Annotated in this window: 21 protein-coding genes and 2 tRNA genes; 3 read left to right on the top strand and 20 right to left on the bottom strand. The window is 60.2% G+C overall.

Going from position 1 to position 25,251, the window contains the following annotated elements; translation table 11 throughout:
- Positions 1-9: 9 nt before the first annotated feature.
- The 6 genes from PREDE_RS00680 to PREDE_RS00655 all read right to left on the bottom strand — a co-directional run bounded on the left by PREDE_RS00680 (position 10) and on the right by PREDE_RS00655 (position 7,037).
- Complete coding sequence (locus PREDE_RS00680) at positions 10-1,218, bottom strand: acetate kinase (protein ID WP_005845778.1); 1,209 nt, start codon at positions 1,216-1,218, stop codon at positions 10-12.
- Positions 1,219-1,248: 30 nt separating this feature from the next.
- Entirely contained in the window at positions 1,249-2,298 is a 1,050-nt protein-coding gene (pta, locus tag PREDE_RS00675; protein ID WP_005845777.1) for a phosphate acetyltransferase, read from the bottom strand.
- A 114-nt stretch (positions 2,299-2,412) separates the two neighbouring features.
- Positions 2,413-3,192: a diadenylate cyclase CdaA gene (gene cdaA / locus PREDE_RS00670; protein WP_005845776.1), complete on the bottom strand. Its 780-nt coding sequence runs from the start codon at positions 3,190-3,192 to the stop codon at positions 2,413-2,415.
- A gap of 182 nt (positions 3,193-3,374) precedes the next feature.
- The gene (gene folP / locus PREDE_RS00665) at positions 3,375-4,232 is read right to left on the bottom strand and encodes a dihydropteroate synthase (protein WP_005845775.1); all 858 of its coding nucleotides are present in this window, start codon (positions 4,230-4,232) and stop codon (positions 3,375-3,377) included.
- Positions 4,233-4,276: 44 nt separating this feature from the next.
- Positions 4,277-5,395, bottom strand: coding sequence for an AAA family ATPase (locus PREDE_RS00660; protein ID WP_005845774.1), 1,119 nt, complete (start codon positions 5,393-5,395; stop codon positions 4,277-4,279).
- A 151-nt stretch (positions 5,396-5,546) separates the two neighbouring features.
- Positions 5,547-7,037, bottom strand: a complete 1,491-nt coding sequence (locus PREDE_RS00655) for a leucine-rich repeat protein (RefSeq protein ID WP_005845773.1) — start codon at positions 7,035-7,037, stop codon at positions 5,547-5,549.
- Positions 7,038-7,334: 297 nt separating this feature from the next.
- Here PREDE_RS00655 and PREDE_RS00650 point away from each other — a divergent pair, with 297 nt between their 5' ends.
- On the top strand, positions 7,335-8,699 hold the full coding sequence (locus PREDE_RS00650; RefSeq protein ID WP_005845772.1) for a UDP-N-acetylmuramoyl-tripeptide--D-alanyl-D-alanine ligase: 1,365 nt from the start codon (positions 7,335-7,337) through the stop codon (positions 8,697-8,699).
- Positions 8,700-9,089: 390 nt separating this feature from the next.
- Here PREDE_RS00650 and PREDE_RS00645 read toward each other — a convergent pair.
- Positions 9,090-9,162 (bottom strand) — tRNA-Phe (locus PREDE_RS00645).
- Positions 9,163-9,311: 149 nt separating this feature from the next.
- On the opposite strand from PREDE_RS00645, the gene PREDE_RS00640 reads away from it, so the two are divergent.
- Positions 9,312-9,387: transfer RNA gene (locus PREDE_RS00640), tRNA-Pro, on the top strand.
- A gap of 48 nt (positions 9,388-9,435) precedes the next feature.
- Here PREDE_RS00640 and PREDE_RS00635 read toward each other — a convergent pair.
- The 10 genes from PREDE_RS00635 to PREDE_RS00590 all read right to left on the bottom strand — a co-directional run bounded on the left by PREDE_RS00635 (position 9,436) and on the right by PREDE_RS00590 (position 19,088).
- A complete protein-coding gene (locus tag PREDE_RS00635) occupies positions 9,436-10,350 on the bottom strand; it encodes a ComEA family DNA-binding protein (RefSeq protein ID WP_005845770.1) in 915 nt (304 codons plus the stop codon).
- Positions 10,351-10,376: 26 nt separating this feature from the next.
- Complete coding sequence (locus PREDE_RS00630; RefSeq protein ID WP_005845768.1) at positions 10,377-11,720, bottom strand: sodium-dependent transporter; 1,344 nt, start codon at positions 11,718-11,720, stop codon at positions 10,377-10,379.
- Positions 11,721-11,777: 57 nt separating this feature from the next.
- Positions 11,778-13,136: a sodium-dependent transporter gene (locus tag PREDE_RS00625; protein WP_005845766.1), complete on the bottom strand. Its 1,359-nt coding sequence runs from the start codon at positions 13,134-13,136 to the stop codon at positions 11,778-11,780.
- A 159-nt stretch (positions 13,137-13,295) separates the two neighbouring features.
- Entirely contained in the window at positions 13,296-13,796 is a 501-nt protein-coding gene (locus PREDE_RS00620; protein ID WP_005845763.1) for a CYTH domain-containing protein, read from the bottom strand.
- A complete protein-coding gene (locus tag PREDE_RS00615) occupies positions 13,793-13,984 on the bottom strand; it encodes a hypothetical protein (RefSeq protein ID WP_005845762.1) in 192 nt (63 codons plus the stop codon). The genes PREDE_RS00620 and PREDE_RS00615 overlap by 4 nt, the downstream gene beginning before the upstream one ends.
- Before the next feature lie 45 nt (positions 13,985-14,029).
- Complete coding sequence (gene prfB, locus PREDE_RS00610) at positions 14,030-15,157, bottom strand: peptide chain release factor 2 (RefSeq protein ID WP_005845761.1); 1,128 nt, start codon at positions 15,155-15,157, stop codon at positions 14,030-14,032.
- 126 nt (positions 15,158-15,283) lie between these two features.
- The gene (locus PREDE_RS00605; protein ID WP_015298333.1) at positions 15,284-17,092 is read right to left on the bottom strand and encodes an AMP-dependent synthetase/ligase; all 1,809 of its coding nucleotides are present in this window, start codon (positions 17,090-17,092) and stop codon (positions 15,284-15,286) included.
- A 71-nt stretch (positions 17,093-17,163) separates the two neighbouring features.
- Positions 17,164-18,294, bottom strand: a complete 1,131-nt coding sequence (locus tag PREDE_RS00600; protein ID WP_005845759.1) for an AraC family transcriptional regulator — start codon at positions 18,292-18,294, stop codon at positions 17,164-17,166.
- A gap of 165 nt (positions 18,295-18,459) precedes the next feature.
- Positions 18,460-18,828, bottom strand: a complete 369-nt coding sequence (locus PREDE_RS00595) for a nucleotidyl transferase AbiEii/AbiGii toxin family protein (RefSeq protein WP_015298331.1) — start codon at positions 18,826-18,828, stop codon at positions 18,460-18,462.
- Positions 18,783-19,088 carry a DUF6922 domain-containing protein gene (locus PREDE_RS00590; protein ID WP_005845757.1) on the bottom strand — a complete coding sequence of 102 codons (306 nt, stop codon included), beginning with the start codon at positions 19,086-19,088 and terminating at the stop codon, positions 18,783-18,785. The genes PREDE_RS00595 and PREDE_RS00590 overlap by 46 nt, the downstream gene beginning before the upstream one ends.
- 154 nt (positions 19,089-19,242) lie before the next feature.
- Here PREDE_RS00590 and PREDE_RS00585 point away from each other — a divergent pair, with 154 nt between their 5' ends.
- Positions 19,243-20,325, top strand: a complete 1,083-nt coding sequence (locus PREDE_RS00585; protein WP_044126937.1) for a M20 family metallo-hydrolase — start codon at positions 19,243-19,245, stop codon at positions 20,323-20,325.
- Between the two features lie 424 nt (positions 20,326-20,749).
- Here the strand turns inward: PREDE_RS00585 and PREDE_RS00580 are convergent, their stop codons facing one another.
- From PREDE_RS00580 to PREDE_RS00570, 3 genes are read right to left on the bottom strand one after another with little or no spacing between them, the layout of a single operon-like run.
- Positions 20,750-22,507 (bottom strand): murein hydrolase activator EnvC family protein, encoded by a 1,758-nt coding sequence (locus PREDE_RS00580; protein ID WP_005845754.1) that lies wholly within the window; start codon positions 22,505-22,507, stop codon positions 20,750-20,752.
- Complete coding sequence (locus tag PREDE_RS00575; RefSeq protein WP_005845751.1) at positions 22,508-23,407, bottom strand: DUF4292 domain-containing protein; 900 nt, start codon at positions 23,405-23,407, stop codon at positions 22,508-22,510.
- A 20-nt stretch (positions 23,408-23,427) separates the two neighbouring features.
- The gene (locus tag PREDE_RS00570) at positions 23,428-25,242 is read right to left on the bottom strand and encodes a tetratricopeptide repeat protein (RefSeq protein WP_005845750.1); all 1,815 of its coding nucleotides are present in this window, start codon (positions 25,240-25,242) and stop codon (positions 23,428-23,430) included.
- Positions 25,243-25,251 lie beyond the last annotated feature (9 nt).

Below are 25,251 nucleotides of genomic sequence, written 5' to 3'. Positions count from 1 at the left end.
CTTTCGGGTTTATTCGAGGGTCTTGCCCGTGGCCAGAGCGAGTGTATCGCGGGCGATGACAATCTCCTCGTCGGTGGGAATCAGCACCACCTTGACCTTGGAATCGTCTGAAGAAATGACGCGCTCCTCGCCACGCACGTTGTTGCGCTCGGCATCCATCTTCACTCCAAGGTAACCAAGTCCCGCGCAGCTGTCAAGACGCATGCCCGTCTGGTTCTCGCCCACGCCGGCTGTCCAGACAATAACATCCACGCCGTCCATGGCAGCAGCGTAGGCTCCAATGTATTTCTTGATGCGATAAGCGTACATCTTGAGGGCCAGGACAGCCTTCTCGTTGCCCTCGTTGGCCGCATTCTCCACGTCGCGCATGTCGCTTGAGATGCCGGTCATGCCAAGCACGCCGCTCTTCTTGTTGAGATATTCGGACATTTCGTGGGGTGTCATGCCGCTCTTCTCCATCATGAACGTCACGGCCGAGGGGTCGATGTCGCCGCAACGACTGCCCATCATCAGTCCGGCCAGCGGGGTGAGGCCCATCGAGGTGTCGATCACCTTGCCGTTCTTGACGGCTGCAATGGAGGCGCCGTTGCCGATATGGCAGGTGATGACCTTGGTCTTCTTGTAGTCGAGATCCAGAAATTCACAGGCGCGCTTCGACACATAGCGGTGCGACGTACCGTGGAAACCGTAGCGGCGAACGTGGTATTTGGTGTACCATTCATAGGGCACGGCGTAGAGATAAGCGTAGTCCGGCATCGTGCTATGGAAAGCATTGTCGAACACTGTCACCTGCGGCACGTCGGGCATAAGCTCGTCTACAGCCTTGATGCCGGCCAGATGGCCCTTGTTGTGCACGGGGGCCAGTTCGATCAGGCTCTCTATTCCTTGCTCCACCTCGGGGGTCACGAGGCAACTCTTCTCGAAGAGGTCGCCGCCTTGCACCACGCGATGCCCCACGGCCCCTATCTCGTCGAGGCTCTTGATGGAGCCCATCTCGGGATCGAGCAGGCATTTGAACACCAGTTGCACGCCCTCCTTGTGGGTGGGCAACTCGGCCATGATTTGCTTTTTGTCGCCATTTGCGAGCTTCACCTTGATGAAAGCCTCGTCCAATCCGATACGCTCCACGCCGCCTTGAGCCAGCACACGCTCGTCGGTCATGTCGTACAGCTTGTATTTAATAGAACTGCTTCCACAGTTCAGAACCAATATTTTCATAGTCTTGAATTGTAAATGATGAATCGTGAATTAAGAATTCGCCTTGGCATCCTGGGCCTGACAGGCCGTGATGGCCACCATATAATAGATGTCGTCCACGGAGCAGCCGCGGCTCAGGTCGTTCACCGGGCGGGCGATGCCCTGAATAATGGGGCCGATGGCAAGGGCGTTGCCCAGACGCTGAACGAGCTTATAGCTGATGTTGCCCACCTCGAGATTGGGCACCACCAGCACGTTGGCCTTGCCGGCAATGTCGCTTCCTGGGGCTTTCTTGGAACCCACGGCAGGCACCAGGGCGGCATCGGCCTGCAGTTCGCCGTCCACTTTCAGCTCGGGATACTTCTCATGGGCAATCCTTGTAGCGTCGAGCACCTTGTCGATGATGTAAACACTCTTGCCCGTCTCCTTGTCCTTGGCATCCTGAGCAGAGCCTTTAGTCGAGAAGCTGAGCATGGCCACGCGCGGATCGGAGAAGCCAGCCACGGAGTGTGCGGTTTGTGCAGTGGTGTAGGCTATCTGGGCAAGCTGGTCGGCCGTGGGGTTCGGGGTGACGGCTACGTCGCCCATCACCACGATGCCGTCCTCGCCATACTCTTTCTGATGGGTGATAATCAGCATGGCACCACTCACGCAACTGACACCGGGGGCGCACTTAATGATTTGCAGGGCGGGGCGCAACGTGTCGCCCGTGGTGCTGAGCGCACCCGAGATCTGGCCGTCGGCGTCGCCGGTCTTGATAATCATGCAACCCAGATAAAGATTGTTTTTGGTCACCAGCTCGCGGGCTTGGTCCACGGTCATGCCCTTTTTCTTGCGCAGTTCGGCCAGCACTGCGGCATACTCCTCCGTCTTCTCGCAGTGCCGCGGATCCACGATGGTGGCCTTGTCAAGATGGGTCAGGCCCCAAGCCTCGGCCTCTTTCCTGATATTCTCAGGGTTGCCGATGAGAATCAGGTCGGCCAAATCGTCGGCCAATACCTTATCCGCTGCCTTCAATGTGCGTTCTTCCTCTGCTTCGGGAAGCACGATGCGCTGCTTGTCAGCCTTAGCACGCGCCACAATCTGTTCTAATAAACCCATAGTTTGATTCTTATTCCATTAATTGTCTGTTGTATGCTACAAAGTTAGGCAAAGTTTCCGAGGTGGACAAACACAAGGCGTAGAAATTAGGCGTAAACGGTCATAAAAACGCCCTTATACGCTTGCCATCTCACGGGCAAGGATGCTCTCCAGCTCCTCTGCCGAGAGCCGTAGGCGGAACTGCCCCCTGATGGCCACGCTGATGCGCCCGGTCTCCTCAGACACCACCACGGCGATGGCGTCCGAATCCTGGCTGATGCCCATGGCAGCACGGTGGCGCAGACCCAGTTCCTTGGGAATGTCGAGGCTGTGGCTCACGGGCAGGATGCAGCCGGCAGCCTTGATTCGCTTCTTCGAGACTATCATGGCGCCGTCGTGCAAGGGCGAGTTCTTGAAGAAAATGTTCTCTATGAGCAGTTTGTTCACACTGGCATCGATGGTCTCTCCCGTCTGCACGATGTCGTCGAGCGGCGTTGCCCGCTCCACCACGAGGAGTGCACCCACCTTGGCTTTGGCCATATCCATGCACGCCCACACGATGGGCATGATGGTGGCTTTGTCCTCCGTCTGCCCGGCATCTTTCTTTTGCGAGAAGAAGCGCAGCACGTTGCGCACCCGCTCGTGGGCACCCAACTGATAGAGAAACTTGCGTATCTCTTCCTTGAACAGCACGATGAGGCCGATGACACCCACGCTCACCAGCTTGTCAAGAATGCTTCCCATGAGGCGCATCTCCAGCACTTGCGAGACGAAAAGCCACACCAACACGAAGAACATGATGCCGATAAAGATGTTGAGCGACCGGCTCTCCTTCATCAACCGATAGATATAATAGAGCATCAGAGCGACCAAAAAGATGTCGATGATGTCTTTAATGCCGAATTCAAAAAACATAATATCCTTTGTTTGGAGGAGTTAAAGAGTTATGGAGTTAAGGAGTTATGACAGCGGGTCTGCGGTTGAATGAGCCCCAAGAACCATTTGTCTTAACTCCTTAACTCCATCACTCCTCTAACTCCACACGTTAAACCATCCCCAAGAACCTGTTGTCTCAACTCCGTCACTCCTTCACTCCATCACTCCATACCCATGGTTCGTCCCACGAGCTTCACCGCCTGCACCGCCTCGCGCACGTCGTGCACACGCAGGATGGAGGCTCCCCGCATCAGGGCAACGGTGTTGAGCACGGTCGTTCCGTTGAGCGACTCGTCGGCCGTGATGCCCAACACCTGGTGAATCATGCGCTTGCGCGAGATGCCGGCCAGCACAGGCAACCCCAGAACAGACAGCCGATCCATCGTGTCGAGCACGCGGAAGTTCTCGTCCATGGCCTTGCCGAAGCCGAAACCAGGGTCGAGAATGATGTCTTTCACACCGAGGTCGTGCAGCTGCTGCACCTCGCGGGCAAAGCCAACAAGCATGTCGTGCAGCGTGCCCTGCACCGACATGAGGATGTAGGGCACCCGCAACCGTCCCATCATACGGAAGATGGCGGGGCAGTCGGCGGCGGTCTGCTCCAGCGGCGTGTCCACAATGCCTGTGAGTCCGCCCTCCGACACGTCGTTGATGATGTCGGCCCCATACTCCTCCACCGCCATGCGCGCCACCTCGGGCCGGTAGGTATCTACGGAGACGACGGCGTCGGGCTGCTCGCGGCGCACGATGGGCAGGGCGCGACGCAGCCGTTCCATCTCCTCCTCCTGCGTCACCTCGTGGGCGCCGGGACGCGTGGAGAAGGCCCCCACATCGATGATTGTGCCACCCTCGGCCACGATCTGGTTGGCCCGGTCGGCTATTTCGGCCTCGGTCTGCTTGCGGCTTCCGGCAAAGAAACTGTCGGGCGTGCAGTTCAGTATGCCCATCACCTGCGGGCGTTTCAGGCTGAACAGCCGGCCGCGCACGTTGATGGTATAGTCCGTGCTTGTATTTGTCATTGCTTCTTTCGTCTTCAAAACTTACTATAATAATAGGTGGACGTTCAGCCTCGGGCCAGCCAAATGCCGAAAAATCGGTCGTAGACCTGGTAGGCATCGTCCGTCTGCAGCAGCAGTTCCTTGTCCACCAACACCTTGGCTGCCGACTTCACCGTGCTGGCTGCACCCAGCTGATGGGCCGCGACAAAGGCCTTGCCGAGTATCTCGCGCACCGTCCCCTCCCGGGCCACGGCCCGCAGCAGCCGCCCCTGAGCCGGGGTGACGAGGCGCAGAAAGGTGTGATAGGTGGGGGCGTTCTCCTCTACGATGTCGGCCAGCACACGGTCTACGGCATCGGCCGTGATGTCGGTCGCGCCCGTTTCATAGAGCCGGTTGAGCGTCATCTGCACGTACCACGTGTGCCCGGAAAGCCGCTCGTAGAGCCCGCCGAACACGCCGGGCAGCAGCCTCCGCCCGGCATCGGCCAGCCTGGCCTGGACAAAGGCCTCGTAGGCAGCCGGGGCAATGCTCCCCAAATTCATCATCTGCGCACTCTGATAGAACGGGCGGGCGGCCGAAACAAACATGTTTTCCAACACGTGGCGCTGGCTGCCGGAGAAGATGAAGCGCACCGAGGTGAGGTGTTGGATGTGGGCACGCAGCAGGGCCTCCACCTGTTTGTCAGCATAAGTGGTGACGGTCTGGAACTCGTCAAAGGCTACATAGCAGCGTTTGCCCGACTGCTGCATGTAGTCGAATATCTCGGCCAGCGACCGTTCGGCCAGGTCGGGCTGCACGTCTATCGTGAGCGAGGGCTTCCCCGTCATGGGGTCGATGGTGATAACGGGGCGCAGCGACCTGAAGAAAGTGGCCACCCGCTTCACCAGCCGGGCCTCGGTGGTGTCGAGCGTGCCCAGCACAGCGTCGCCCAGCTTCTTGACGAGCGAGGCCAAACTGTCCGTCTGGTACAGGTCTACATAGTAGCACGCAGCCTCCCCGGCCTGTTCCACTTGGTGGAACACGTGCCTGATGAGCCCCGTTTTGCCCATGCGACGGGGACTGACGAGGGTCACATTGCGGCCGTTTCGCAGGGCGGAGGCCAGCTTGTCTGTCTCCTGCTCACGGTCGCAGAAATAGGCCGGCGACACATAACCGGACAGCAGAAAGGGATTGACAACGTCCATAAACACAAATCTTCAAGTCGTTGCGAAGCGTCGTTGCGAACTTCTCGTTACGAACTTTTCGCAATGCAAAGATAGGCAATTCCGGCTTATCCCGCAAGCACGGCGGGCAAAAATCGCTCCGCCGGGGCTGCATACAGACTTTCGGGGCCTCTCACTCCTCCACAATTTCGCTGGCCCGGTTCCAGCCCGGAGCCGCGCGATAGAGGGCGGCCGTGCCGCGAGGCACGCAGAGCACCGACGTCTTGTTCACGCCAAAGCGGCCCAATGCAGGCGGCACCAGCCACTTCACGTGGATGCGGCGGGCCATGAAGTTGCCCTTGAATCCCTGGTCGGGGCCCGTCTGCAACGTGGCCGGATAGCTGATTTCGTCCAGCCGCGCGCCCGTGTGGAAAGCCTCGTCGCCGAGCGTCTCCAGCTGCGAGTCGGCAGGAATATGGATTTGCGAGAGCTTAGGGCAGTTGAAGAAGGCATAGCTGCCCACACTGCGCACGGAGGCGGGGAAGCCCACCTCGCTGAGCTCCAGACAGAGATGGAAGGCGCGATGGCCGATGGCCGTGAGCCCGCGGGGCAGCACCACGCGCTGCAAGGGCGTGCGGGTGATGCTGAATGCGCCGTCAGCCAGCGCGTCGGGCTTGCGGCTGACGTAGGCGTCGAGCGTGGTGCCGATGGCCTTTTCGGCGTATGTGCCGCAGGTCACGAGGCTACACTCGCCCAAGTCCACCTGCTGCAAGTTCAGGGGAATGCCGTGGTGCGTCGACACGACATTACCCTCAGCGTTGGTCCATCGCCACGACACCTCGGGGCAAAGCAGCGTGCGCAGTGCCTGCATGTCGGCGTCGTTGAGCTGCCCCGAGAGCTTCAGGCTCCGCAGTTCACGCCACTTTCGTGGGTCGCTGCCCAGCAGCGTGCCCAGCTCTCCGGGCTTGTCCACCCGCATTTCCTCCTGCCCGCGCAGCGTGCGGGGGCCTTGGTGCACGGTCACCGACACCGGCACGGCCCCCGGGGCCGCAATCGTCAGCTCGGCCGCACGGCCCAGTCCGCGGTTGGGCTCGCACCGGAGGCGGTAGATGAATGTGGCGTAGGGCCGTGTCGGGCCTCCCCACTTTTCCGCCATCCTCGACTCCACCTTGAGCCATGAGGCCTCGGCGGGCACGGTGACGGTGTGCTCCTGGTTGGCCGTGACGAAGACATAGGCATTGGTGCTGTCGGTCGCCACGTCGATGTGCGTGCTGCGGAGGCGCAGCTGCGGGGCGAAGTGCTGGCGCAGGGTCACCACGTAGTGCCACTCGCCCTGCGTCAGCGTGAGCTGTGCCCGCCGCCACCCCATCTCCGGGTTGCGTGTCACGTGTATCTGTACGGTGCTTGTTTCGCCGGTGTTGGCCACGGTAGCAGTGCACCAGGGGCTCTCGCCCTCGGCTGTTTCACCATTGTCCACCGTTGCCTGCCAAGGCTCGTCGCCCGACCGCAACACCAAGGCAAAGGTGGTGTCGGCCGCGCCCGTGAGTACCTCCTGCTGTTCCAGTATCTGCCGCGTGGCCGGATCGGTGGTGGGTTGCGGCTGCTCGCTGTCGCTGCCACAGGCCGCAAGCAGCAGCAAGGCGCACGTGGCCAGCCAGGCGTTTACAAGTCTCAATCGTTTCATGCGTGTTTCAAGTTTACAGTCCTGCCGGTTTGCCGGCTCTCGCAAAGTTAAGCAAAATCTGCCAACCCGCGCGGTTCGGAGTGCAAAGGAGTGGCTTTTTTCGTATATCTTAACAGTAGCGGCAGCCTCCGGCTACACCTTATTATATAAGGGGCACTCGGCACAGGCTCCACCGCGGCGGGCCGCACATTCTGCCACGGCGGCCCACATTTCCGCCCAAAACATTTGGAGGTTTAGCCCGAAACCGCTATTTTTGCGCGCGGACAGGGGGCTCTCCCTCCACGTCCGTCAAGAATCATGAACAGCAAAGCACTATACCAGCTTTACCTGCAACACCCGCAGGTAACCACCGACAGCCGCAACTGTCCGGCCGGAAGCATCTTCATCGCCCTGAAAGGGGCTTCGTTCAATGGCAACAAGTTTGCCCGCGCCGCCCTCGAGCAGGGTTGCAGCCACGCCATCGTCGACGAAGCGGACTGTGCCGACCCCGCCGACCCGCGCATCATCCTCGTGGACGACTGCCTCACCGCCTTCAAAGAGCTGGCCCGCGAGCACCGCCGCCAGTTCCGCATCCCCGTCATCGGCATCACCGGCACCAACGGCAAGACCACGACCAAGGAGCTCGTCTCGGCCGTGCTGGCCGAGAAATACCGCGTGATGCACACCGAGGGCAACTTCAACAACGACGTGGGCGTGCCCAAAACACTGCTGCGCCTCGCCCCCGAACACGAGATTGCGGTGGTGGAAATGGGGGCCTCGCACCCCGGCGACATCCGTAAACTCGTGGACTATGTGGAGCCCACCTGCGGCCTCATCACCAATGTGGGCCGTGCCCACCTGCAGGGATTCGGCTCGTTCGAGGGCGTGAAGCAGACCAAGGGCGAGCTCTACGACTATCTCAAGGCCCACGGTTGCCTCGCCTTTCTCAACACCGGCAACGACCATCTGGTGGAGATGGCCCGCCAGCGCGGCCTCGACCGCGTGCTGAGCTACGGTCAGGACAACCAGGCCCGTGTGCAGGGCCGCGTCACGGGCTGCACTCCGTTCCTGGGGCTCGAGTGGTGGCAGGACGACGCCCAGACCGACGGCGATGCCGCCACCGACGACCCTACCAGCCCGCAGCCCGGCATGCAGATGCCGAGGCATGCCGTCCGGACGCGGCTCATCGGCGCCTACAACCTCGACAACGTGCTGGCCGCCGTCGCCATAGGCCTCCACTTCGGCGTGACGCCCGGGCAGATAGGGCACGCCCTGGAGCACTATGTGCCCAGCAACAACCGCTCGCAACTGGAGCAGACGGCCCACAACTGGCTCATCATGGATGCCTACAACGCCAACCCCACAAGCATGGCAGCCGCCATTGACAACTTTGAGCGCACCGAGGTTTCCATGCCCAAGATGGCCATTCTGGGCGACATGCGCGAGCTGGGCGACGTGAGCAACGAGGAGCACCAGCGCGTGGCCGACATGCTCACCACGGCCCGCTTCGACTGCGTGTGGCTCGTGGGCGAGGAGTTTGCCAAGACCCGTTGCAGCTTCCGCAAGTTCAGAAACATCGACGAGGTCAAGGCCGCCATAGCCGCCAACCGCCCCGAAGGCCACTGCATCCTCGTCAAGGGGTCCAACGGCATCCGCCTGTTCGAGCTGCCCGCCCTGCTCTAAGGGCGGAGCGTGCGGCGGCCGGGGCCACGCCGCCATGCGGCCATGGCTGCGCCTTGACGGCCCGAACGAAAAACAATAACGGTGCAAACGCCCGGCGATTGCGGCGTAGACGCACTGCGTTTACAGCGTAATCGCCGGGCGTTTGCGGCATAAAAGACGGGCGGGCACGCGATGGCGGCAGGGCCAAGGGCCCGTCGCCGCCCGTGCCCCACGGCGTGGCGGCCCCTGCCCCACCCGCCGACGGTACAGACACGGAAGAGTGGCGGTGCATATACAGAGGGATAGCGGTGCATATACGGAGGGATGGCGGTGCGCGCGCGGACGGGCGACGGCAACGAAAAAGTCCGGCACCGCACGAATGCAGTAACCGGACCGAATGAAAGGAGGAAGTGGTACCACCAGGAATCGAACCGGGGACACAAGGATTTTCAGTCCTTTGCTCTACCAACTGAGCTATGGCACCTTAGGCTTGTTTGCGGGTGCAAAGGTAGTGGTTTTTTGGCGAATGCCCAAATTTTTCCCTGCAAAAATGCGTGCGTTTCGGAAAAAAGGCGTACCTTTGCACCGTCAAAAGAGGAACGCCCCCAGGGGTGCCGACTCTTGAGATGGCAGCGGGATGTAGCGCAGTTGGTAGCGCACTACGTTCGGGACGTAGGGGTCGGGCGTTCGAGTCGCCTCATCCCGACCAGCCAAGAGGGTTGCTTCGTGCAGAAGCAACCCCTTTTTGTTTCCTCTTTCAAAATTCCACATAGGGCCGCAGCCGGTCAATGTCGGCCGCGGTGAAGTCGTCGAGCAGCCGCAACTGGTCCAGACTGGTGAGCGGGCCGTGCAGCCGTCGGTAGTCGACGATGGCCTTGGCCTGATAGTAATTGATGTAGGGGTGGCGGCGCAGCTCCCCCAGCCGCAGGCGGTTCACCTTGAGCCGCTGCACGCCGCCGCCCGTCACGAAGTAGCCGAGGGCCTGTTCGGGAAAGTCGTCTATCTCGCGCAGCTGTTCCGTGTGGGCGTAGCCGCCCAGCCGCTGCCGGTAGTTCACGATGCGGGCGGCAAAATACGGGCCGATGCCAGGCACCCGCATGAGCAGCGTGGTGTCGGCCGCGTTCAGGTCCACACGCTCCGTGGGGCCCAGCTTGGCCGGGTGGCGGCGGACGGTGTCGGCCGTAACGGGAGTGGCGGTGGCGTAGCGCGTGGCGGCGGGCAGGTAGTCGTCGGAGATGCGGATGTAGGGCTCGAGCTCGCGGTACTGCCGGCGCGTGAGTCCGTAGAGTCGGGCAAAGTCGGCCGGCCGGCGGTAGATGCCACCGGCGGCACGGTAGCGGTAGATGTTGCGCACCTGCCAGGGCTGCAGCCCGAGCCGCAGCAACTGGCTGCTGTCGGCCGTGTTCGGGTCAAAGGGGAAGCGTTCGGGGACATGGGCCGGAGCCACGGCATAGGGCTCGTAGTCCTTGGACGGGTGCGCTTCGTCCGTGTCGGCGAAACGCGGCTGCGGCCGGTCGGTCGCAGCTGTGGAGTCTACAGAACCGGCGGTGCCGCGGCCCCCGCCTCCGCCCAGCCAGCCCATCAGGGCGAGACCACCCACCAGCAGCAGCAGGAAGAAGAGGAGCACGCCGCGGTCGGAACGGTTGAAGAAAAGCAGGTCTTGGGGTTTCATGGCAAAAGAAAGGATATGGGGGCCGGCTAAATAACACCCAGCTGATGCAGGAACACGGCGACGATGCAGAGCGGCGAGACGTAGCGGATGAGGAAAATCCACACGGCAAAGAGCACGCCGGGCAGGGTGCCCCAATTGGTAAACTCGTCGCGCACCACGCGCCGGGGCACCACCCATCCCAGCAGGATGCAGGTGAGGAACGAGCCCAAGGGCAGCAGGATGTTGGAAGTGAGGTAGTCACAGCAGTCGAGGAAGCTCTTGCCCAGGATACTGATGTCCGCCGCACCGCACGAAAGCGAGCATGCCACGCCGATGGCGACGGCGCAGAGCGTCTCCAAAACTGCACCGCGCGGCCGCGAAATGTGGAGTTGCTCGTAGAACATGGCCGTGCCAATCTCGTGCATGGAAATGGTGGACGTGAGGGCCGCCAGGGACAGCAGGGCATAGAACAGGATACCGACGATGTAGCCCAGCGTAGGCGTGAAGGCCTGTTGGAACACTGTGGGCAGGGTGATGAAGATGAGCGAAGGCCCGCTGTCGGGGTTCACGCCTACGGAGAAAGCCGCCGGAAAGATCATCAGTCCGGCCAGGATGGCTATCAAAGTGTCGATGCCGGCAATCTGTCCGGCCGAGCGCAGCAGGTTGGCCTGACGGCTGAAGTAGGAGGCATAGGTGCACAGACAGGCCGTGCCCAGCGAGAGCGAGAAGAAAGCCTGGCCCAGCGCGTCGAGCAGGACACCGCGCGAAATCTTCGTGAAGTCGGGCTTGAAGAGGAACGCCACCCCACGCCCGGCGCCGGGCTGCAGGCACGAAGCCACCACGACGATGAGCAGCAGCACGAAGAGTGTGGGCATGAGCAGGTTGCTGAACCGCTCGATTCCCCTGCGTACGCCGCGGATAACGACGAGGTGGGTCAGCAGGATGAAGGCCACTGTCCAGAGCAACGGCTTCACGGGATGCGACGAAAACTCCTGGAAGTAGCGGGCCACGTAGGCGGCATCGCCGTTCAGTCCGCCCAGCAGCGAGGCCATGAGGTACTGCAGGCACCAGCCCGCCACGACCGAGTAGAAGCCGAGAATGATGATCGATGTCACGGATCCCATGTAGCCTACGGCCGCCCACCACTTGCCGCCCAGCAGGTGATAGGCCCGCGCTGCATTGGATGCACCGTGGCGGCCCACGATGAATTCGCCCACCATGCCCGGGATGCCCAGCAGCAGAATGCACACCAAATAGAGCACGATAAAGGCCGCGCCGCCGTCCTGTCCCGTCATGTAGGGGAAGCGCCAGATATTGCCAAGTCCCACGGCCGAGCCGGCCGTGGCCAGAATAACGCCTATCTTGGTTCCGAAATTTCCGCGTTCGCTCATGGTCTTGGGGTATTGATGGTGCGGCGGCGACAGGGTGCAGGGCCGCCGCGTTGTGTTTTAAATAATGCCGAATTGGTGCAGGAAGATGCAGAGAATGGCCAGCGGACACACGTAACGCACCAAAAAAAGGTATGCGCCGAAGAAGCGGCCGCTCAGCGTTCCCCAGTTGGTAAACTCGTCGCGCACCAGCCGGCGCGGCACAAACCAGCCCAGAAACAGGCAGGTGAGGAAGCCGCCGACAGGCAGAAACACCTGTCCGGTCACAAAGTCGAAGAGGTCGAAGAGCGACCGGCCGGCCACCTGCAGCCCGTCCACAGCCCCCAGCGAGAGCGAGCAGAAGCCGCCAATGACGACGGTGGTGGCGGTGACGAGCATGGCTCCGCGCCGGCGGGTGATGTGCAGCTCCTCGTAGAAGAACGAGGTACTCACCTCGTGCAACGAAATAAGCGACGTGAGCGCTGCCATGGAGAGCAGGGCATAGAACAGCAATGAGACGATCCAACCCAGCAGAGGCATGCCTGCAAAGGCCTGGTTAAACACGTTGGGCAGGGTGATGAAGATGAGCGAGGGGCCGCTGTCGGGGTTCACACCCACGGAGAAAGCCGCCGGAAAAATCATCAGTCCGGCCAGCACGGCCACGGCCGTATCGACCAGCGACACCTGCAGGGCCGAGTTGAGCAGGTTGGTTTGGCGGCTGTAATAGGAGGCATAGGTGCAGATGCAGCCCATGGCAATGCTCAGCGAGTAGAACGACTGGCCCAGCGCACCGAGGAAAACGCCCTTGTCCACCTTGGTGAAATCGGGCCTGAAAAGGAACTCCACACCCCGCGAGGCATCGGGCAACAGGCATGAAGCTACCACGATGACCAGCAGCAACACGAAGAGTGTGGGCATCATCAGCTTGGATGCACGCTCTATTCCGCCCCGCACGCCATGGATAATGACGAAGTGTGCAAAGAGCAAGATGGCCGCTGTCCAGAAGATGGGGCGCACGGGATCGGTGGAGAATGCCTCGAAATAGGTCTTCACAAAGACGGGGTCGCCCCGCATCTCACCCATCACCGAGGCGTAAACGTATTGCAGACACCAGCCCGAAACCACAGCATAATAGCCTGTAATGAGGAAGCCCGTAAGCACGCCGAGCAGCCCTACGTACTTCCACGCGCTGCCGTCCGACACCTTGGCATAGGCCCGGAACGTGTTGGACGCACCATGACGACCGATGATAAACTCCGAGATCATGCAGGGAATGCCCAACACCAACACGCAGCACACATAGATAAGAATGAAAGCAGCACCACCGTTCTCGCCGGTCATGTAGGGGAAACGCCACACATTTCCCAGGCCCACGGCCCCGCCGGCCGTGGCCAATATCATGCCCATCTTGCTCCCAAAATTGGATCTTTCTTCTGACATAAGCGTCCTTTCTTGTTGCTTCGGCTTGCAAAATTATAAAAAATATCCGCTTTTACGGGTACGATGAAAGCAAAAATCAGGAAATTCTTCGATTTATAAAGCAACAGACAGGCATGTTCTCGGCAAGCCTCCACGGCCCCGCCGCCATGCGGCCACCTGTCAGCGGTAATCCTCCGGCACATTTTCTTTCCAGCGTTCGTAGGGATTGGACAGCAGGTGGGAGTTGTAGAAATGCTTGTCGCCCGTCACTTCGGGCCCGATGAAATCGGGCTTTTCGTAAGCCTCGGCCTCGTTGCCAAGTTCCACCTCGGCCATCACCAGCCCGTCGTTGGCCCCGTGAAACTCATCGATCTCGAAGACATGCGCCCCGCTCCGCACCAAGTAGCGGTGCTTATCTATCACTCCTCCCCGGCAAAGCTGCATCAAATGGGCGGCCTCGTCGAGGGTAATCTCCTTCTCAAATTCGTAGCGAGTCATGCCGCCATTGACGCTGCGGCCCTTGATGGTCAGGAAAGCGCGGTCGTCGCGGACACGGATACGCACCGTGGCGCCGTCGGCAGGGATATAGCCCTGCTGGATATGGCTGCACGAAAAGGCGGCGCGCCTGTACGCGCCGCCCCTCTTGACGAGAAACTTTCTCTCTATTTCCAGTCCGCTCATCCTACGAGATACATACTCCAAATCATGTAAATGATGGCCAGTGCGACAAGGATGCCGAAGATCCATTTCACCACACTGTCGCCCTGGTTTTTCTGTTTCTCGTCGCGCTTTTCACGAACCACTTTCTTCTCTGCAGCGTTCACTTCGCGTACGGGGATGTGGGCGCCGTTCTTCTTTTTATTGCTCATACCATTTCAATTTTATAGGTTTAACGATTAGATTACAGATTGCTGTCATGCCTCTTCCCCGTCGGTCACGGGAAATTCCATGAGGTAAGCCTTGATGAATCCGTCGAGTTTGCCGTCCATCACACCGTCCACATCAGAAGTTTGGAAGTTGGTACGATGGTCTTTCACCCGGCGGTCGTCGAACACGTAGCTCCTGATCTGGCTGCCCCACTCTATCTTTTTCTTGCCGGCTTCTATCTTGGCCTGGGCCTCTATACGCTTTTTCATGGCCCGGTCGTATAGCTGACTCTTGAGCAGCAGCATGGCCTTGGCCCTGTTTTTAGGCTGGTCTCGGGTCTCGGTGTTCTCAATAAGTATCTCCTCTTTCTCGCCCGTATCGGGGTCTTCGTACTGATAACGCAGCCGCACGCCCGACTCAACCTTGTTCACATTCTGGCCTCCTGCACCGCTGGAACGGAACGTATCCCAGCTCACTTTGGCCGGATCGACATACACTTCAATGGTATCATCGACCAGCGGCGACACGAAAACGCTGGCGAAACTCGTCATGCGCTTGCCCTGTGCATTATAGGGAGACACGCGCACCAGGCGGTGCACGCCGTTCTCGCTCTTCAAGAAGCCATAGGCATATTCGCCTCCTTCGATGGTCATGGTGACGCTTTTGATGCCCGCCTCGTCGCCCTCCTGGATGTCGGAGACGGTTACCCGGTAGCCGTGGGCGTCGCACCAGCGCATGTACATACGCATCAACATCTGTGCCCAATCCTGACTTTCTGTGCCGCCAGCACCCGAATTGATCTTCATCACGGCCTCCATCGGGTCTTCAGTCTGCCGCAGCATGTTCTTCAGCTCCAGTTCCTCGATGGCCCCGATGGCCTTGGCATAGTCGGCATCGACCTCTTCTTCGGTCACCAGCTCCTCCTTGTAATAGTCGAAAGCCAGCTGCAACTCATCGGCGTACTGCTTCACTTCGTTGTAGCCCGACAGCCATTTGCCGATGCCTTTAACCTTTTTCATCTGGGCCTCGGCCCGCTTGGGGTCGTCCCAAAAATCGGGAGCTTGCGTGCGCAATTGCTCCTCTTCGTATTCCACTTTCTTCTGGTCGATATTCAGATAATGGTGTAGCTTCTCTGTGCGCTCCGCCACATCTTTCAATTGATCTGCTGTTATCATTTCATCATTGTTTTGGGGGGAGTGAGGGCGTTAAGGAGTGATGGAGTTATGACACATGGGAAATTCACATGGCAGCCGTCCGCAAACCACTGGGCTTAACCCCATCACCTCTTGACTCCACGCCTCCTATTCCTCATACATGCGGTCGATTTCCTCCTTGTAATTCTTGTATATCACGGGGCGTCGCATCTTGAGAGTATTGGTGAGTTCGCCCGATTCCATCGAGAAATGATGGGGCAACAAGGCGATGCGCTTGATTTGTTCATAGTGGGCCAACCCCTGCTGCAAGGTCTCTATGCGGTCCATCATCATGTCGTGCACACGCTGGTTGGCACACAAATCCTCGCGCGACTCGAAGGCAATGCCGTTGTCGCGTGCCCACTCCTCGACCAGTCGGAACTCCGGCACCACGAGAGCCGAGACAAATTTACGCTGGTCTGCAATCACGGCCACCTGGTCGACGAACTTGTCTACAAGCAGCATCGACTCCACCATCTGCGGAGCAATATACTTGCCGTTGCTGGTCTTGAAGAGGTCTTTGATGCGCTCCTTGAGGTAGAGCTCGCCGTCTTTCATGTAGCCCGAGTCTCCCGTATGGAAGAATCCATCGGCATCGAAGACCTGTCCGTTGAGTCCGTCGCGCTTGTAGTAGCCCTTGGTGATGGTGGGCCCCTTGAGTAGCACCTCGTCGTTGGCTCCAATCTTGATTTCCAGCCCCGGCACGGGACGACCCACTGAACCCACGGTAAACGGCTTTCCCAGGCGGTCGCACGACACCGTGGCCAGACTCTCGGTGAGCCCATAGCCCACAATCATGTTGATGCCGATGGAATGGACGAATTCCTCCACCTCGGGCGAGACGTAGGCACCGGCCGTCGGAAAGATGTGCTGGTTCTCGAGACCCAGCTGCTTGCGCACCAGGCTCAACACCGAAGCATTCACCATTTTATATTCCAGCGCCAGCGTGAGCGGCGGCCGCCGGCCGTTGGCCAGGTACTCGATGTTGTGCCGTCGGCCCACACGGAGCGCATGGCGGAATATCTTCTGCTGCACGCTGCCGGCCCGGTCTATCCTGTCTTTCACGGCCTGATACACTTTCTCCCAGAAGCGCGGCACGCTCGACATGCACGTGGGATGGGTCTCGCGCATCGAATCCTGTATCTCCTTGGGATAGGTGTTGATGATAATCTCGGCCCCCATGGTCAGTGACAGATAGGTCCATCCCCGCTCGAAGATGTGCGTGAGGGGCAGGAAACTAATGATTCTGTCCTTTTCGCTCACCGGCACGCACTCGCCGTTGGCCCGCATGGCGGCGGCATACTGCCCATAAGTGAGCATCACACCCTTGCTCTCGCCCGTGGTGCCACTGGTATAGATGATGTTGCAGAGGTCGTCGTCATTGGCTTCGGCCCATCGCTTCTCCACCTCCGTCTGACGCGGCAAGTCCTCGCCGAGCTTCAGGAAGTCGTCAAAATAGAGTGCGTTGGGGTCGTGGGTACTGATGCGTACACTGTCGTCGAAGACGATGATACGCTCCAGCGAGGGGCACAGTGCAAAGACACGGTGGGCCTTGTTGTACTGTTCCTGCTCGCCTACAAAGAGGAAACGTACCTCCGCATCGTTGATCATGTACTGTATCTGCTGCTCCGAGCTCGTGGCATAAAAGGGTATTGAGCATGCCCGCACGCCGTAGGCGCCGAAGTCTGTATAGAGATAATGGATGCAGTTTTGGGAAAAAACAGCTATGTTTTCCTGCGGACGGATACCCAGGTTGAGCATGGCATTGCTCACCTGCTTGACGCGCAACGAGAACTGATTCCAAGACACGGTCTTCCACTTCAGGCTGCCGAAGTTGCGAAAAGTGAGTACCGCCCGAGAGCCATATTTCTTTGCCTGTTCATGGATAAGGACCGAGAGGTGACTTCTGTTCTGCATGTTTTTGGGATTTATAATTGATGCAAAGATAGCGTTAATTGGCAAAGAAAACAAGAAAAATCCCCGTTTTTTTATCTTTCGGCCGCCTTGGGGCGGTAGCCTTTAAACCTGGCAAAGTTGCGATAGAACGTGCTTTTCGTGGCATAGCCGGCCCGCTGGCCCAGCTCCTCAACGGTGATGCCGGGCTCTTGTTGCAGCACCCGCTCGGCATAGTCCACGCGCAGCCGGTTCACATACTCGGAGAACGTCATGCCCAGCTCCTCGTTCATGGCCTGCTGCACGTAGCGGCGGTTGGTGCCCAGCCGTCGGGCCACGTCATCAACCTTAAGATCGGGCAGCAGGTAGAGCTGCTCGTCGCTCATCACCCCACGCACCTGCGCCAGCCACTGACCCATACTTTCAGCCTCGGGCGCGGCCTCCGGCCCGTCTGTTCCGAGCTCCACGTCCTCGAAAGAGAACTGTTGCCGATAGCCGCAATAGCCCAAAGCAAAGAGCAACATACTGAACATCACAAACGGAATGGCCAGCAACCACAGCCGTCCGGCAAAGTAATGGCGACCAATGGCATTAGCTGTAAACGACACGATGCACGTCGCCACCATCAACACCAAGATGGTGGTCACACCGCGAAGCCGTCGGTTGTCCGTGTCGGCATACAGCGAATCGACCAGCCGGTTGTAGCGTCTCACCTTGCGTGTGCCCACCCACAGCGTCACAACCACGCCGACGGCAAACAGCACTTTGCCTGCATGGTGCACGACCGCCATCCACCAAACCAGCCCCGCAAGGCTGTCAAAACTATTGCGATAGAGGTAAGCCTCGATGAAATGGGCCGTTTCCAACGGTGTCATCAGCAGGTAGAGGGCACCCACCACAACGCCAAATGCCACCGGAGGCACAGCCACCAGGAGATTCGTCGATCGGCTCACCCGACCCTCGGTGAGCCGGACGAGATAGCGCAGATACAGCGGGAACACGGCCAGATTGCAGACCACATAGAGCGTGTCGAAGAGCGGAAGCAGCAGCGTGTCGCGGTTGAAGAAGACGCAGTGCCCCATATATAATAAGGTGGCGGCCGCCGCCCACAACAGCAGGGCGCGGTGTGCCGCCCGGTCGCCGTGCTCCTTGACATCCAAGGCCAGCATCGCCATCCAGAAAGCACAAACCAGCATGGGGGCCACCGTAATCATTGACTGGGCCATAGATTGTCGTTCGTAGGTTATGACTTGTATTTGTACCGGCTGCAAAGATAGCGCATTTTTCCGAAACGACAACTTGTTTTCCGAAAATTGAAAGCAGGACTCCGCAGTCCGTTCCTCCTCCTTGTCGCAGCCTGTCACTGCTGCATGCATGGCTATGCACTGTCCTCAAACATGTTGCACTTCGCGCAATATCGTGGCCTTGACAGTCTCCCACGTCAACGTACTGAACATCCGAGGCATCAACTGCTCCTCGGCATCTTCAAAATAAGAAAGGCTCATCAGGGCTCGGAACTCGCTATGTTCAGGGTATTTGCGCCGGTAAAAAGTCATCAATTCACGCAACGTGTAATGTTGTAAAAGGAAGATATCGTCGGGCAGACGGCCGAACAGATCCAAATCCACCGACTGACGGTGTCCATACTGCAGGGCCAACGCCGTACCTCCTACAAGCCGCATGCCTGCAAACAGCGGTTCGGCCATGAGCCGTTTCAGGAGTTCCAGGGTGTGGGGTTCGACTGTCTGATACGATAACATCTGTAGTCTTCCTTTCTGGTTTGCGAGATAGCGCATATATACGACAGGCATACCGGGTCGAGTGTGCGCAGTTGCTTGCACACCTCCACGATTTTGTCAAGTCCATAGTAATCCCTAATCAGGCGCCAATCGCTCAGTTCGCCGTACTCCAGCACGCGCTGCACAATCTGGGCCGGAGCCCGGTCCATGTCGGCTTGCGCCAAGTCAATGTCCCAAAACAAATGGCTCGACAACCGCCCGATACACTCTTGACTGCTCATGGTTTTCTTTCCTTTTACATTCCGAGTCAACGGATTCACTGCAAAGATAGGCGTTTCCCGCCAAACCTGCAAGGGCTGGAGGATTTTTCTCTGTCCTTTCAGAATCAGAGGAACAAAGGGGGCGGATATGGGGGAATTTGCTTACTTTTGCAACATGGAACAGCACATCGAACTACAAGAACAATACCTGCGCGACGCCACCGATCTGCTCCGTCGGCTCATCGCCACGCCGTCCGTGAGTCGCAGCGAAAGCCAAGCCGCTACCATCATGGAGGCAACCATCCGCAGCTACGGCTTCGAGACCCACCGCGAAGCCAACAATGTATGGGCCGTGGACCCACTGTACGACCCCGCCCGCCCCACGTTCCTGCTCAATGCACACCTCGACACCGTGAAGCCCGTGGCCACGTGGACGCGCGACCCCTACGCCCCCACCCTCGAAGACGGCACGCTTTACGGCCTGGGCAGCAACGACTGCGGCGGCGGACTGGTGACGCTGCTGCAAGTGTTCCGCCACTTCTGCCGCGAGCGGGCCGAGAGGCCGAGGGGCTTCAACCTGGTGTATCTGGCCTCGGCCGAGGAGGAAGTGTCGGGCCGGGACGGCATCTGCCGCGCCCTGCCCCTGCTGCCCCACGTGGACACGGCCATCGTGGGCGAGCCCACGGGCATGCAGCCGGCCATCGCCGAGAAAGGACTGATGGTGCTCGACCTCGTTGCCCACGGCAAGAGCGGGCACGCCGCACGGGACGAGGGCCAGAATGCCATCTACGAAGCACTGGACGACATGCAATGGATTCGCGACTACAGGTTCGACCGTGTGAGCCCGTTGCTCGGCCCGGTCAAGATGACTCTCACCGTGGTCAACGCCGGCACGCAGCACAATGTGGTGCCCGACCGCTGCACCATGCTCGTCGACGTGCGCCCCAACGAGCTCTACACCAACGAAGAAATCTACGACATCGTGTGCCGAAACGTGCGCAGCGAGGTGCGCGCCCACTCGTTCAGGCTGCATGCTTCGCACATCGACGAGGGCCATCCGCTGGTGCAGCGGTGCCTCCAACTCGGGCTCAAACCCTTCGGTTCGCCCACGCTGAGCGACCAGGCACTCATGCCATTCCCCTCGCTGAAACTCGGTCCCGGCGAGTCGGCACGGTCGCACAGCGCCGACGAATTCATCCGCATCGACGAGCTGGCACACGCCCTCGACCTCTACCTGAGCCTGTTGGGCGGACTGTAAAAAGGAGAAGTGGAAAGGCTGCAAAAGCGGCGCGGCAGCGCGGCAAAAAGGCCATGGTGTTGCTGTCACGCCTCCACGCCGGTGCGATTGCACCGCAAAGGCCGCGCGATAACGGCGTAAACGCCGCATGAAAACGCCGCAAACGCATCGCGTTTACGGCGTAAAGCCAACGCCATGAAAGCGCAAAGCCGCACCGGCAGCCGCAAGGCGGGGGTGTGGCAAATGCTAAACTTGCTGTCAAATGGCAGAGACACATGCCTTGTGTGTCCGTAAATAGAGCCATCTATGTCCGTAAATAAAACCATGCCGTGGACGCGCCTTGAGCGCGTCCACGGCATGTAAATTCCAATTATATTGTTTCGTCAAAGCGCCGCTCCGCCGTCGTGCCCCTCCCATGGAAGGGGTGAGAGGAGCTGTCAGGGAGTCATCGGCGCAGCCACGCCTCGGGATTGAGCTTGGTTCGCTCCTTGCGCAGCTGGAACTGGAGGATGTTGTCGGCCCCCACCGAGCCGAGCGTCTGGCCCGTGCTCACCTTTTGGCCGCGGCTCACGCTCACCGATTTCAGGTTGCAGTACACCGAGATGTAGGCGCCGTGGCGCACCATCACCACCATGCTGCCTCCGTAGCCGATGACCGCGCTCACCTCGCCGTCGTAGACCGAACGGGCCTGACAGCCGTTGCCGCCCATGATATTGATGCCCTTGTTGTCGAGCGTCACGCCGCGAAGTCCCTCCACATTGTACTGCCCGTAGTGGCTCACAATCTTGTAACCACCCGTGATGGGCATGGGCAGACGGCCGCGGTTGGCCTCGAAGCCACTGTTCATCATGCGGTCCACGGTGGAAAATTTCTGCACCTCCTCGGCGTCCTGCCGTGCCTCGGCAATCTCTTTCTTGGCGCGGGCAGCGTCCACCTCTTCTTTCAGCTCGGCGGCGCGTCGCTGCGACTCGGCCTCGCGGGCCGCCTGTTCGGTGGCGGCTTTTCGGGCTTCGGCCTCGCGGGCGGCCTGCTCCGCACGGGCGGCCTTGTCAGCCAGGTCGCGTGCAGCAGCCTGCTGGGCGGCACGCTCCTGGGCCGAGGCTTGCTCGGCCGCTTTGCGGCGGGCCTCGGCGGCAGCCTGTTCGCGGGCCTTGGCTTCGGCGGCGGCAGCCTGGCGGGCCTCCTCCTTGAGCCGGGCCTCACGGGCTCTGGCCTCGGCAATGCGGCGGGCGTTCTCGCGGGCGGCAGCCTCGGCTTCGGCTTTCTTGCGGGCTATCTCGACCTCACGCCGCTTGGCAGCCTCAGCCGCAGCGGCACGCCGCTTGGCCTCGGCCTCGGCACGCGCGCGCGCTTTCTGTATCTCGATCTCCACCAGTCGGTCTATCTGTGCATTGAGGGCGGCGTCTTTCTTGTGCTGCTCGGCAATGATGGACTGGATGGTCTTCTGCTGTTTCTGCAATCCCTGCACCACCTGCTGCTGCTCGTTCTTGCTGCTTTCGAGCCGGCTCTTCTCCTCGCGTCCCTTGGAGAGCAGGGTGTTCTTCTGCCCCTTCACCTGTTGCAACTGGAGATGCTTGGCGTTCACCTGGTTCTGCTTGGCCTTCACGGCCTCGCCCTGCGCCCGCTGATACTGCGCGTATTCGCGCACGAAACGCAGCCGACGGTACATCTGATAGAAGTTCTTGGCCGAGAAAACGAACATCAGTTTGTCCTGCACTGAGCGGTGACGGGCCATGTAGCGCATGGACTTCACGTAGCGGGCCTGCCGCTCCTTGAGCTGCTGCTCGAGGGTTTCGAGCTGTGCATTGAGAATGCCGATGTTGCCTTCGATGTGCCTGATGTCGGTCTGGATGCCCTCGATGTTCTTCTGCCGCTGGTCTATTTCGCCGTTGATGACAAACAGATTGCGCAGCCGCTGCTCCACGTCGGCCCGGTTGGCCTTGAGCGCCTGCTCCTGCTCCTTGATTTTTTTCTGGATGGCCGCCCGCTGGTTTTGCAGTCCGCGGATGGACGAATTGGTGTAGGTGGGCGTGCGGGCGGCAGGTGCCTTGGCGGGCTTGGCAGCCGGGCGGGCGGTCTTCGCCGTGCGTTTGGGGGTGGGAGCAGCCGTGGCAGGGCGCTTGGCCGGCGCATGCTTGCGGGTCTGAGCACCGGCGGCCGAGGTCAGGGCCAGGGCCAGCACAAAAGTGATGATGCGTCTCATTTACATGTTTAATAATTTGCCCAGAATATCCTTGGCCTCTATCTGCTTGTACTTGGCCGACACGGTGGTGCGCGGTTCCCAGCCGTCGGTGGTCTTGAGGTCGCCCATTTCGAGCTTCACGGTGGTCTTCTTCACCTTGTCGGTAGCCGTTGTGGTGAACGAGAACTGCTGGGTGGCGGGGAAGATTTTCGAGCCAAGCGGCTTGAAGTTGGCGTAGTCCCACGTCAGATCCGACTGGCCGTGGCCCGCACTGCTGTAGGCCACGCGGGCCTGGTCGATGCGTCCGCTCGTGCGGTCGGCCTGCCACACGTAGCTCATCGGACCGTTCTCCAGGCTCACGGGCAGCGTCTGCCCCACCCCGTCAATCGTCACGTCGAACTTCTGCAGGTCGCTCTCGCCCACCCGTGACGCGCCGGGCAACAGCAGCTGGTTCCAGAAGAGGGCCTGGAGAGAGTAGAAGTTGAGCCCGTTGTCCTGCAGGAAGTCGAGCTGCGTGTAGTCGCCCTTGACATACTGTTTGTGCAGTCGGTCGACCACGAGCACATAGTCGGGCGTGAACTCCAGCCGCCCCACCTCGGTGCCGAGCAGGGGGATGAACAGCTGCAAGCGGATGACCTCGTCGCGCCGCATGTGCAGCGAACCGGGCACGGTGACGTCGCGATCGCCCATAGTTGCGGTGAAGGTCATGTCGGCTACAATGTTCCGGGCATAGACCTTCTGGTCGCTCACTTTCTGCACGAAGGCCAGTTTGCGGGCCTCTTTTGTGGCAGCGGCGTCGCCCTTGACCACCACGCCGGCCGGCCGTTCGGCCACGAGGGCTTTCTTGGCTCCGCACGAGGCCAGCAGCAAAGGCAGCCCGAGGAGCAGGGAAAACAGGGATTTCTGTATCTTCATCGTCATAGTTGCTAAATGGTTTCGGGTTATCTACGCCCTGCCTTGCGGGCCGGGCGGCGGGCGGCTGACGGACGGACGGGCTGTATCTTGCGCATGAGGGCCGTGCGGTCGGCCCCGGCCGCGATGGCCCGCTGCCAGTAGGCCACGGCCGCCGGACGGTCGCCCGTCTTGTCGTAGATGTCGCCGGCATGCTCCAGCACGTCGGCGTTCAGGGTGGAGTCGGGGGTGTTGGCCAGGGCTTGGTCTATGTAGAGCTTAGCCTCGGTGTAGCGGCCCTGGCGGTAGAGCACCCAAGCGTAGGTGTCGAGATAGGTGGCATTCTTGGGTTCGGCCTTGACGGCGCGCGCGCTCATCTCCTCGGCCTTCTTGAGGTCGCCGCCCTCTATGGAGAGGAAGTAGGCATAGTTGTTGAGCGTCATCACCTGGTCGGGCTTCCATTGCAGGCAGCTGTCGTAGGCGGCGTAGGCTTTCTTCAGCTCGCCTTTGTTGTGGTATATCTCGCCCATGATGGCGTAGAAGTCGCTCACGATGGCCGGATCGCTCTTGTCATTAATCTCTGCCGTACCTCGCTGAAAGGCGTCTAGGGCCCCGTTGTCGTCCTTTTGGTAGTAGCGGGCAAGGCCTGTAAAGTAATAAAACACCATTTCATCGGGGTTGTATAGCATGCCCGGCTCGCTCAGAGCAGCTATCTCCGTCCAGTTGCCCTTGCCCCATTTGTTTCGGATGAGCTGCAGGCGGGCACCTCCGTTGTCGGGTGCCAGCCGCAGCAACTGCACGAGTGCCGAGTCGGTCTGGGCCGCGGGCATCTTCTTGAGCGTGTAGTAAGCCACGCGCATCTCGGCCACCTGGGCGTCGCGCGGGGCCACCTGCTGCATGCGGTCGAGGAGCGAAATGATGAGAGTGGAGTCGCCACCCTGCTGCTCGTTCTCCTGAATGGCCTGGCGCATGAACTGAATGCGGTTGTCGGCGGGCGTGTTGCGGCCCAGCAGCACGCGTTCCATCATCTGGCGGGCCAGCGAGTCCTGCCCTGCGGCCCGATAGTAGTCATACATGGAGCTGAGGGCGTAGGTGTTGTCGGGCTCCTCTTTCAGGGCCCCGGCAAACAGCGGATAGGCCTCGGCCGGCCGGCTGTTCTGCATGAGCCAATTGCCCAGCATGATGCGGTAATTCAGGTCGTTGGGGTGGCTGTCGGCCAGTTGCCGCAGGGTGCGGTAGGCACTTTTCGTGTCGCCTTTCAGCTCGTAGGCTCCCATTCGGGCCAGCGCAAGCTGCTCGCTCTCGCCCTCCACCTGCTCCAGGCGGGCTATGGCGTCGAGCATGTGGTCGTAGTCTTTCTGCTGCTTGTAGAGCTGCACGAGGATGTTGAGCACGTCGCTGCGGTCGCGGTGGAGGGCATAGAGCTGCTCGTAGGCCTCGACGGCCCGGGCGTAATTGCCCGTGCCGATATAGTATTGGGCCACCTTTTCTTGATACACGTCGTTGTCGGGACTGAGCCGGGCGGCCCGCTCCAGACGGGCCAGAGCCAGCGAATCCTGATGGAGCCGGGACAGATAGGGGGCCTGCAGGTAGTAGGCTTCGGCCGCATGGGGGTCGATACGCAGACAATGGTCCAGCAGATCGAAGGCGGCGGCGTGGTGCCCGGCATTCTGCTGGCGCACGGCTTCCAGGAAAAAGTATTGGTAACGCAGCCGGTCTGCGGGGCTCAACAGAGCCACGGCAGAGGCTGCAGGAGGAGTGGGTTTCTGCTTCCGGGCCTTGCCCATGACGGGTGCGGACAGGGCCAACAGCAGGGCTAAAGCCGCTGCGAACGGAAACCTATGTGTGCGTTTGCTGTTCATCATGCGTACTGC

The sequence above is a fragment of the Prevotella dentalis DSM 3688 genome (assembly GCF_000242335.1).
Classification (GTDB): domain Bacteria; phylum Bacteroidota; class Bacteroidia; order Bacteroidales; family Bacteroidaceae; genus Prevotella; species Prevotella seregens.
This window is presented reverse-complemented; position numbering and strand designations above follow the sequence as displayed.

Coding starts and splice junctions, on each gene's coding strand:
- PREDE_RS00680 (WP_005845778.1), bottom strand. CDS start 1,218: ATGAAAATATTGGTTCTGAACTGTGGAAGCAGTTCTATTAAATACAAG.
- pta (WP_005845777.1), bottom strand. CDS start 2,298: ATGGGTTTATTAGAACAGATTGTGGCGCGTGCTAAGGCTGACAAGCAG.
- cdaA (WP_005845776.1), bottom strand. CDS start 3,192: ATGTTTTTTGAATTCGGCATTAAAGACATCATCGACATCTTTTTGGTC.
- folP (WP_005845775.1), bottom strand. CDS start 4,232: ATGACAAATACAAGCACGGACTATACCATCAACGTGCGCGGCCGGCTG.
- PREDE_RS00660 (WP_005845774.1), bottom strand. CDS start 5,395: ATGGACGTTGTCAATCCCTTTCTGCTGTCCGGTTATGTGTCGCCGGCC.
- PREDE_RS00655 (WP_005845773.1), bottom strand. CDS start 7,037: ATGAAACGATTGAGACTTGTAAACGCCTGGCTGGCCACGTGCGCCTTG.
- PREDE_RS00650 (WP_005845772.1), top strand. CDS start 7,335: ATGAACAGCAAAGCACTATACCAGCTTTACCTGCAACACCCGCAGGTA.
- PREDE_RS00635 (WP_005845770.1), bottom strand. CDS start 10,350: ATGAAACCCCAAGACCTGCTTTTCTTCAACCGTTCCGACCGCGGCGTG.
- PREDE_RS00630 (WP_005845768.1), bottom strand. CDS start 11,720: ATGAGCGAACGCGGAAATTTCGGAACCAAGATAGGCGTTATTCTGGCC.
- PREDE_RS00625 (WP_005845766.1), bottom strand. CDS start 13,136: ATGTCAGAAGAAAGATCCAATTTTGGGAGCAAGATGGGCATGATATTG.
- PREDE_RS00620 (WP_005845763.1), bottom strand. CDS start 13,796: ATGAGCGGACTGGAAATAGAGAGAAAGTTTCTCGTCAAGAGGGGCGGC.
- PREDE_RS00615 (WP_005845762.1), bottom strand. CDS start 13,984: ATGAGCAATAAAAAGAAGAACGGCGCCCACATCCCCGTACGCGAAGTG.
- prfB (WP_005845761.1), bottom strand. CDS start 15,157: ATGATAACAGCAGATCAATTGAAAGATGTGGCGGAGCGCACAGAGAAG.
- PREDE_RS00605 (WP_015298333.1), bottom strand. CDS start 17,092: ATGCAGAACAGAAGTCACCTCTCGGTCCTTATCCATGAACAGGCAAAG.
- PREDE_RS00600 (WP_005845759.1), bottom strand. CDS start 18,294: ATGGCCCAGTCAATGATTACGGTGGCCCCCATGCTGGTTTGTGCTTTC.
- PREDE_RS00595 (WP_015298331.1), bottom strand. CDS start 18,828: ATGTTATCGTATCAGACAGTCGAACCCCACACCCTGGAACTCCTGAAA.
- PREDE_RS00590 (WP_005845757.1), bottom strand. CDS start 19,088: ATGAGCAGTCAAGAGTGTATCGGGCGGTTGTCGAGCCATTTGTTTTGG.
- PREDE_RS00585 (WP_044126937.1), top strand. CDS start 19,243: ATGGAACAGCACATCGAACTACAAGAACAATACCTGCGCGACGCCACC.
- PREDE_RS00580 (WP_005845754.1), bottom strand. CDS start 22,507: ATGAGACGCATCATCACTTTTGTGCTGGCCCTGGCCCTGACCTCGGCC.
- PREDE_RS00575 (WP_005845751.1), bottom strand. CDS start 23,407: ATGACGATGAAGATACAGAAATCCCTGTTTTCCCTGCTCCTCGGGCTG.
- PREDE_RS00570 (WP_005845750.1), bottom strand. CDS start 25,242: ATGATGAACAGCAAACGCACACATAGGTTTCCGTTCGCAGCGGCTTTA.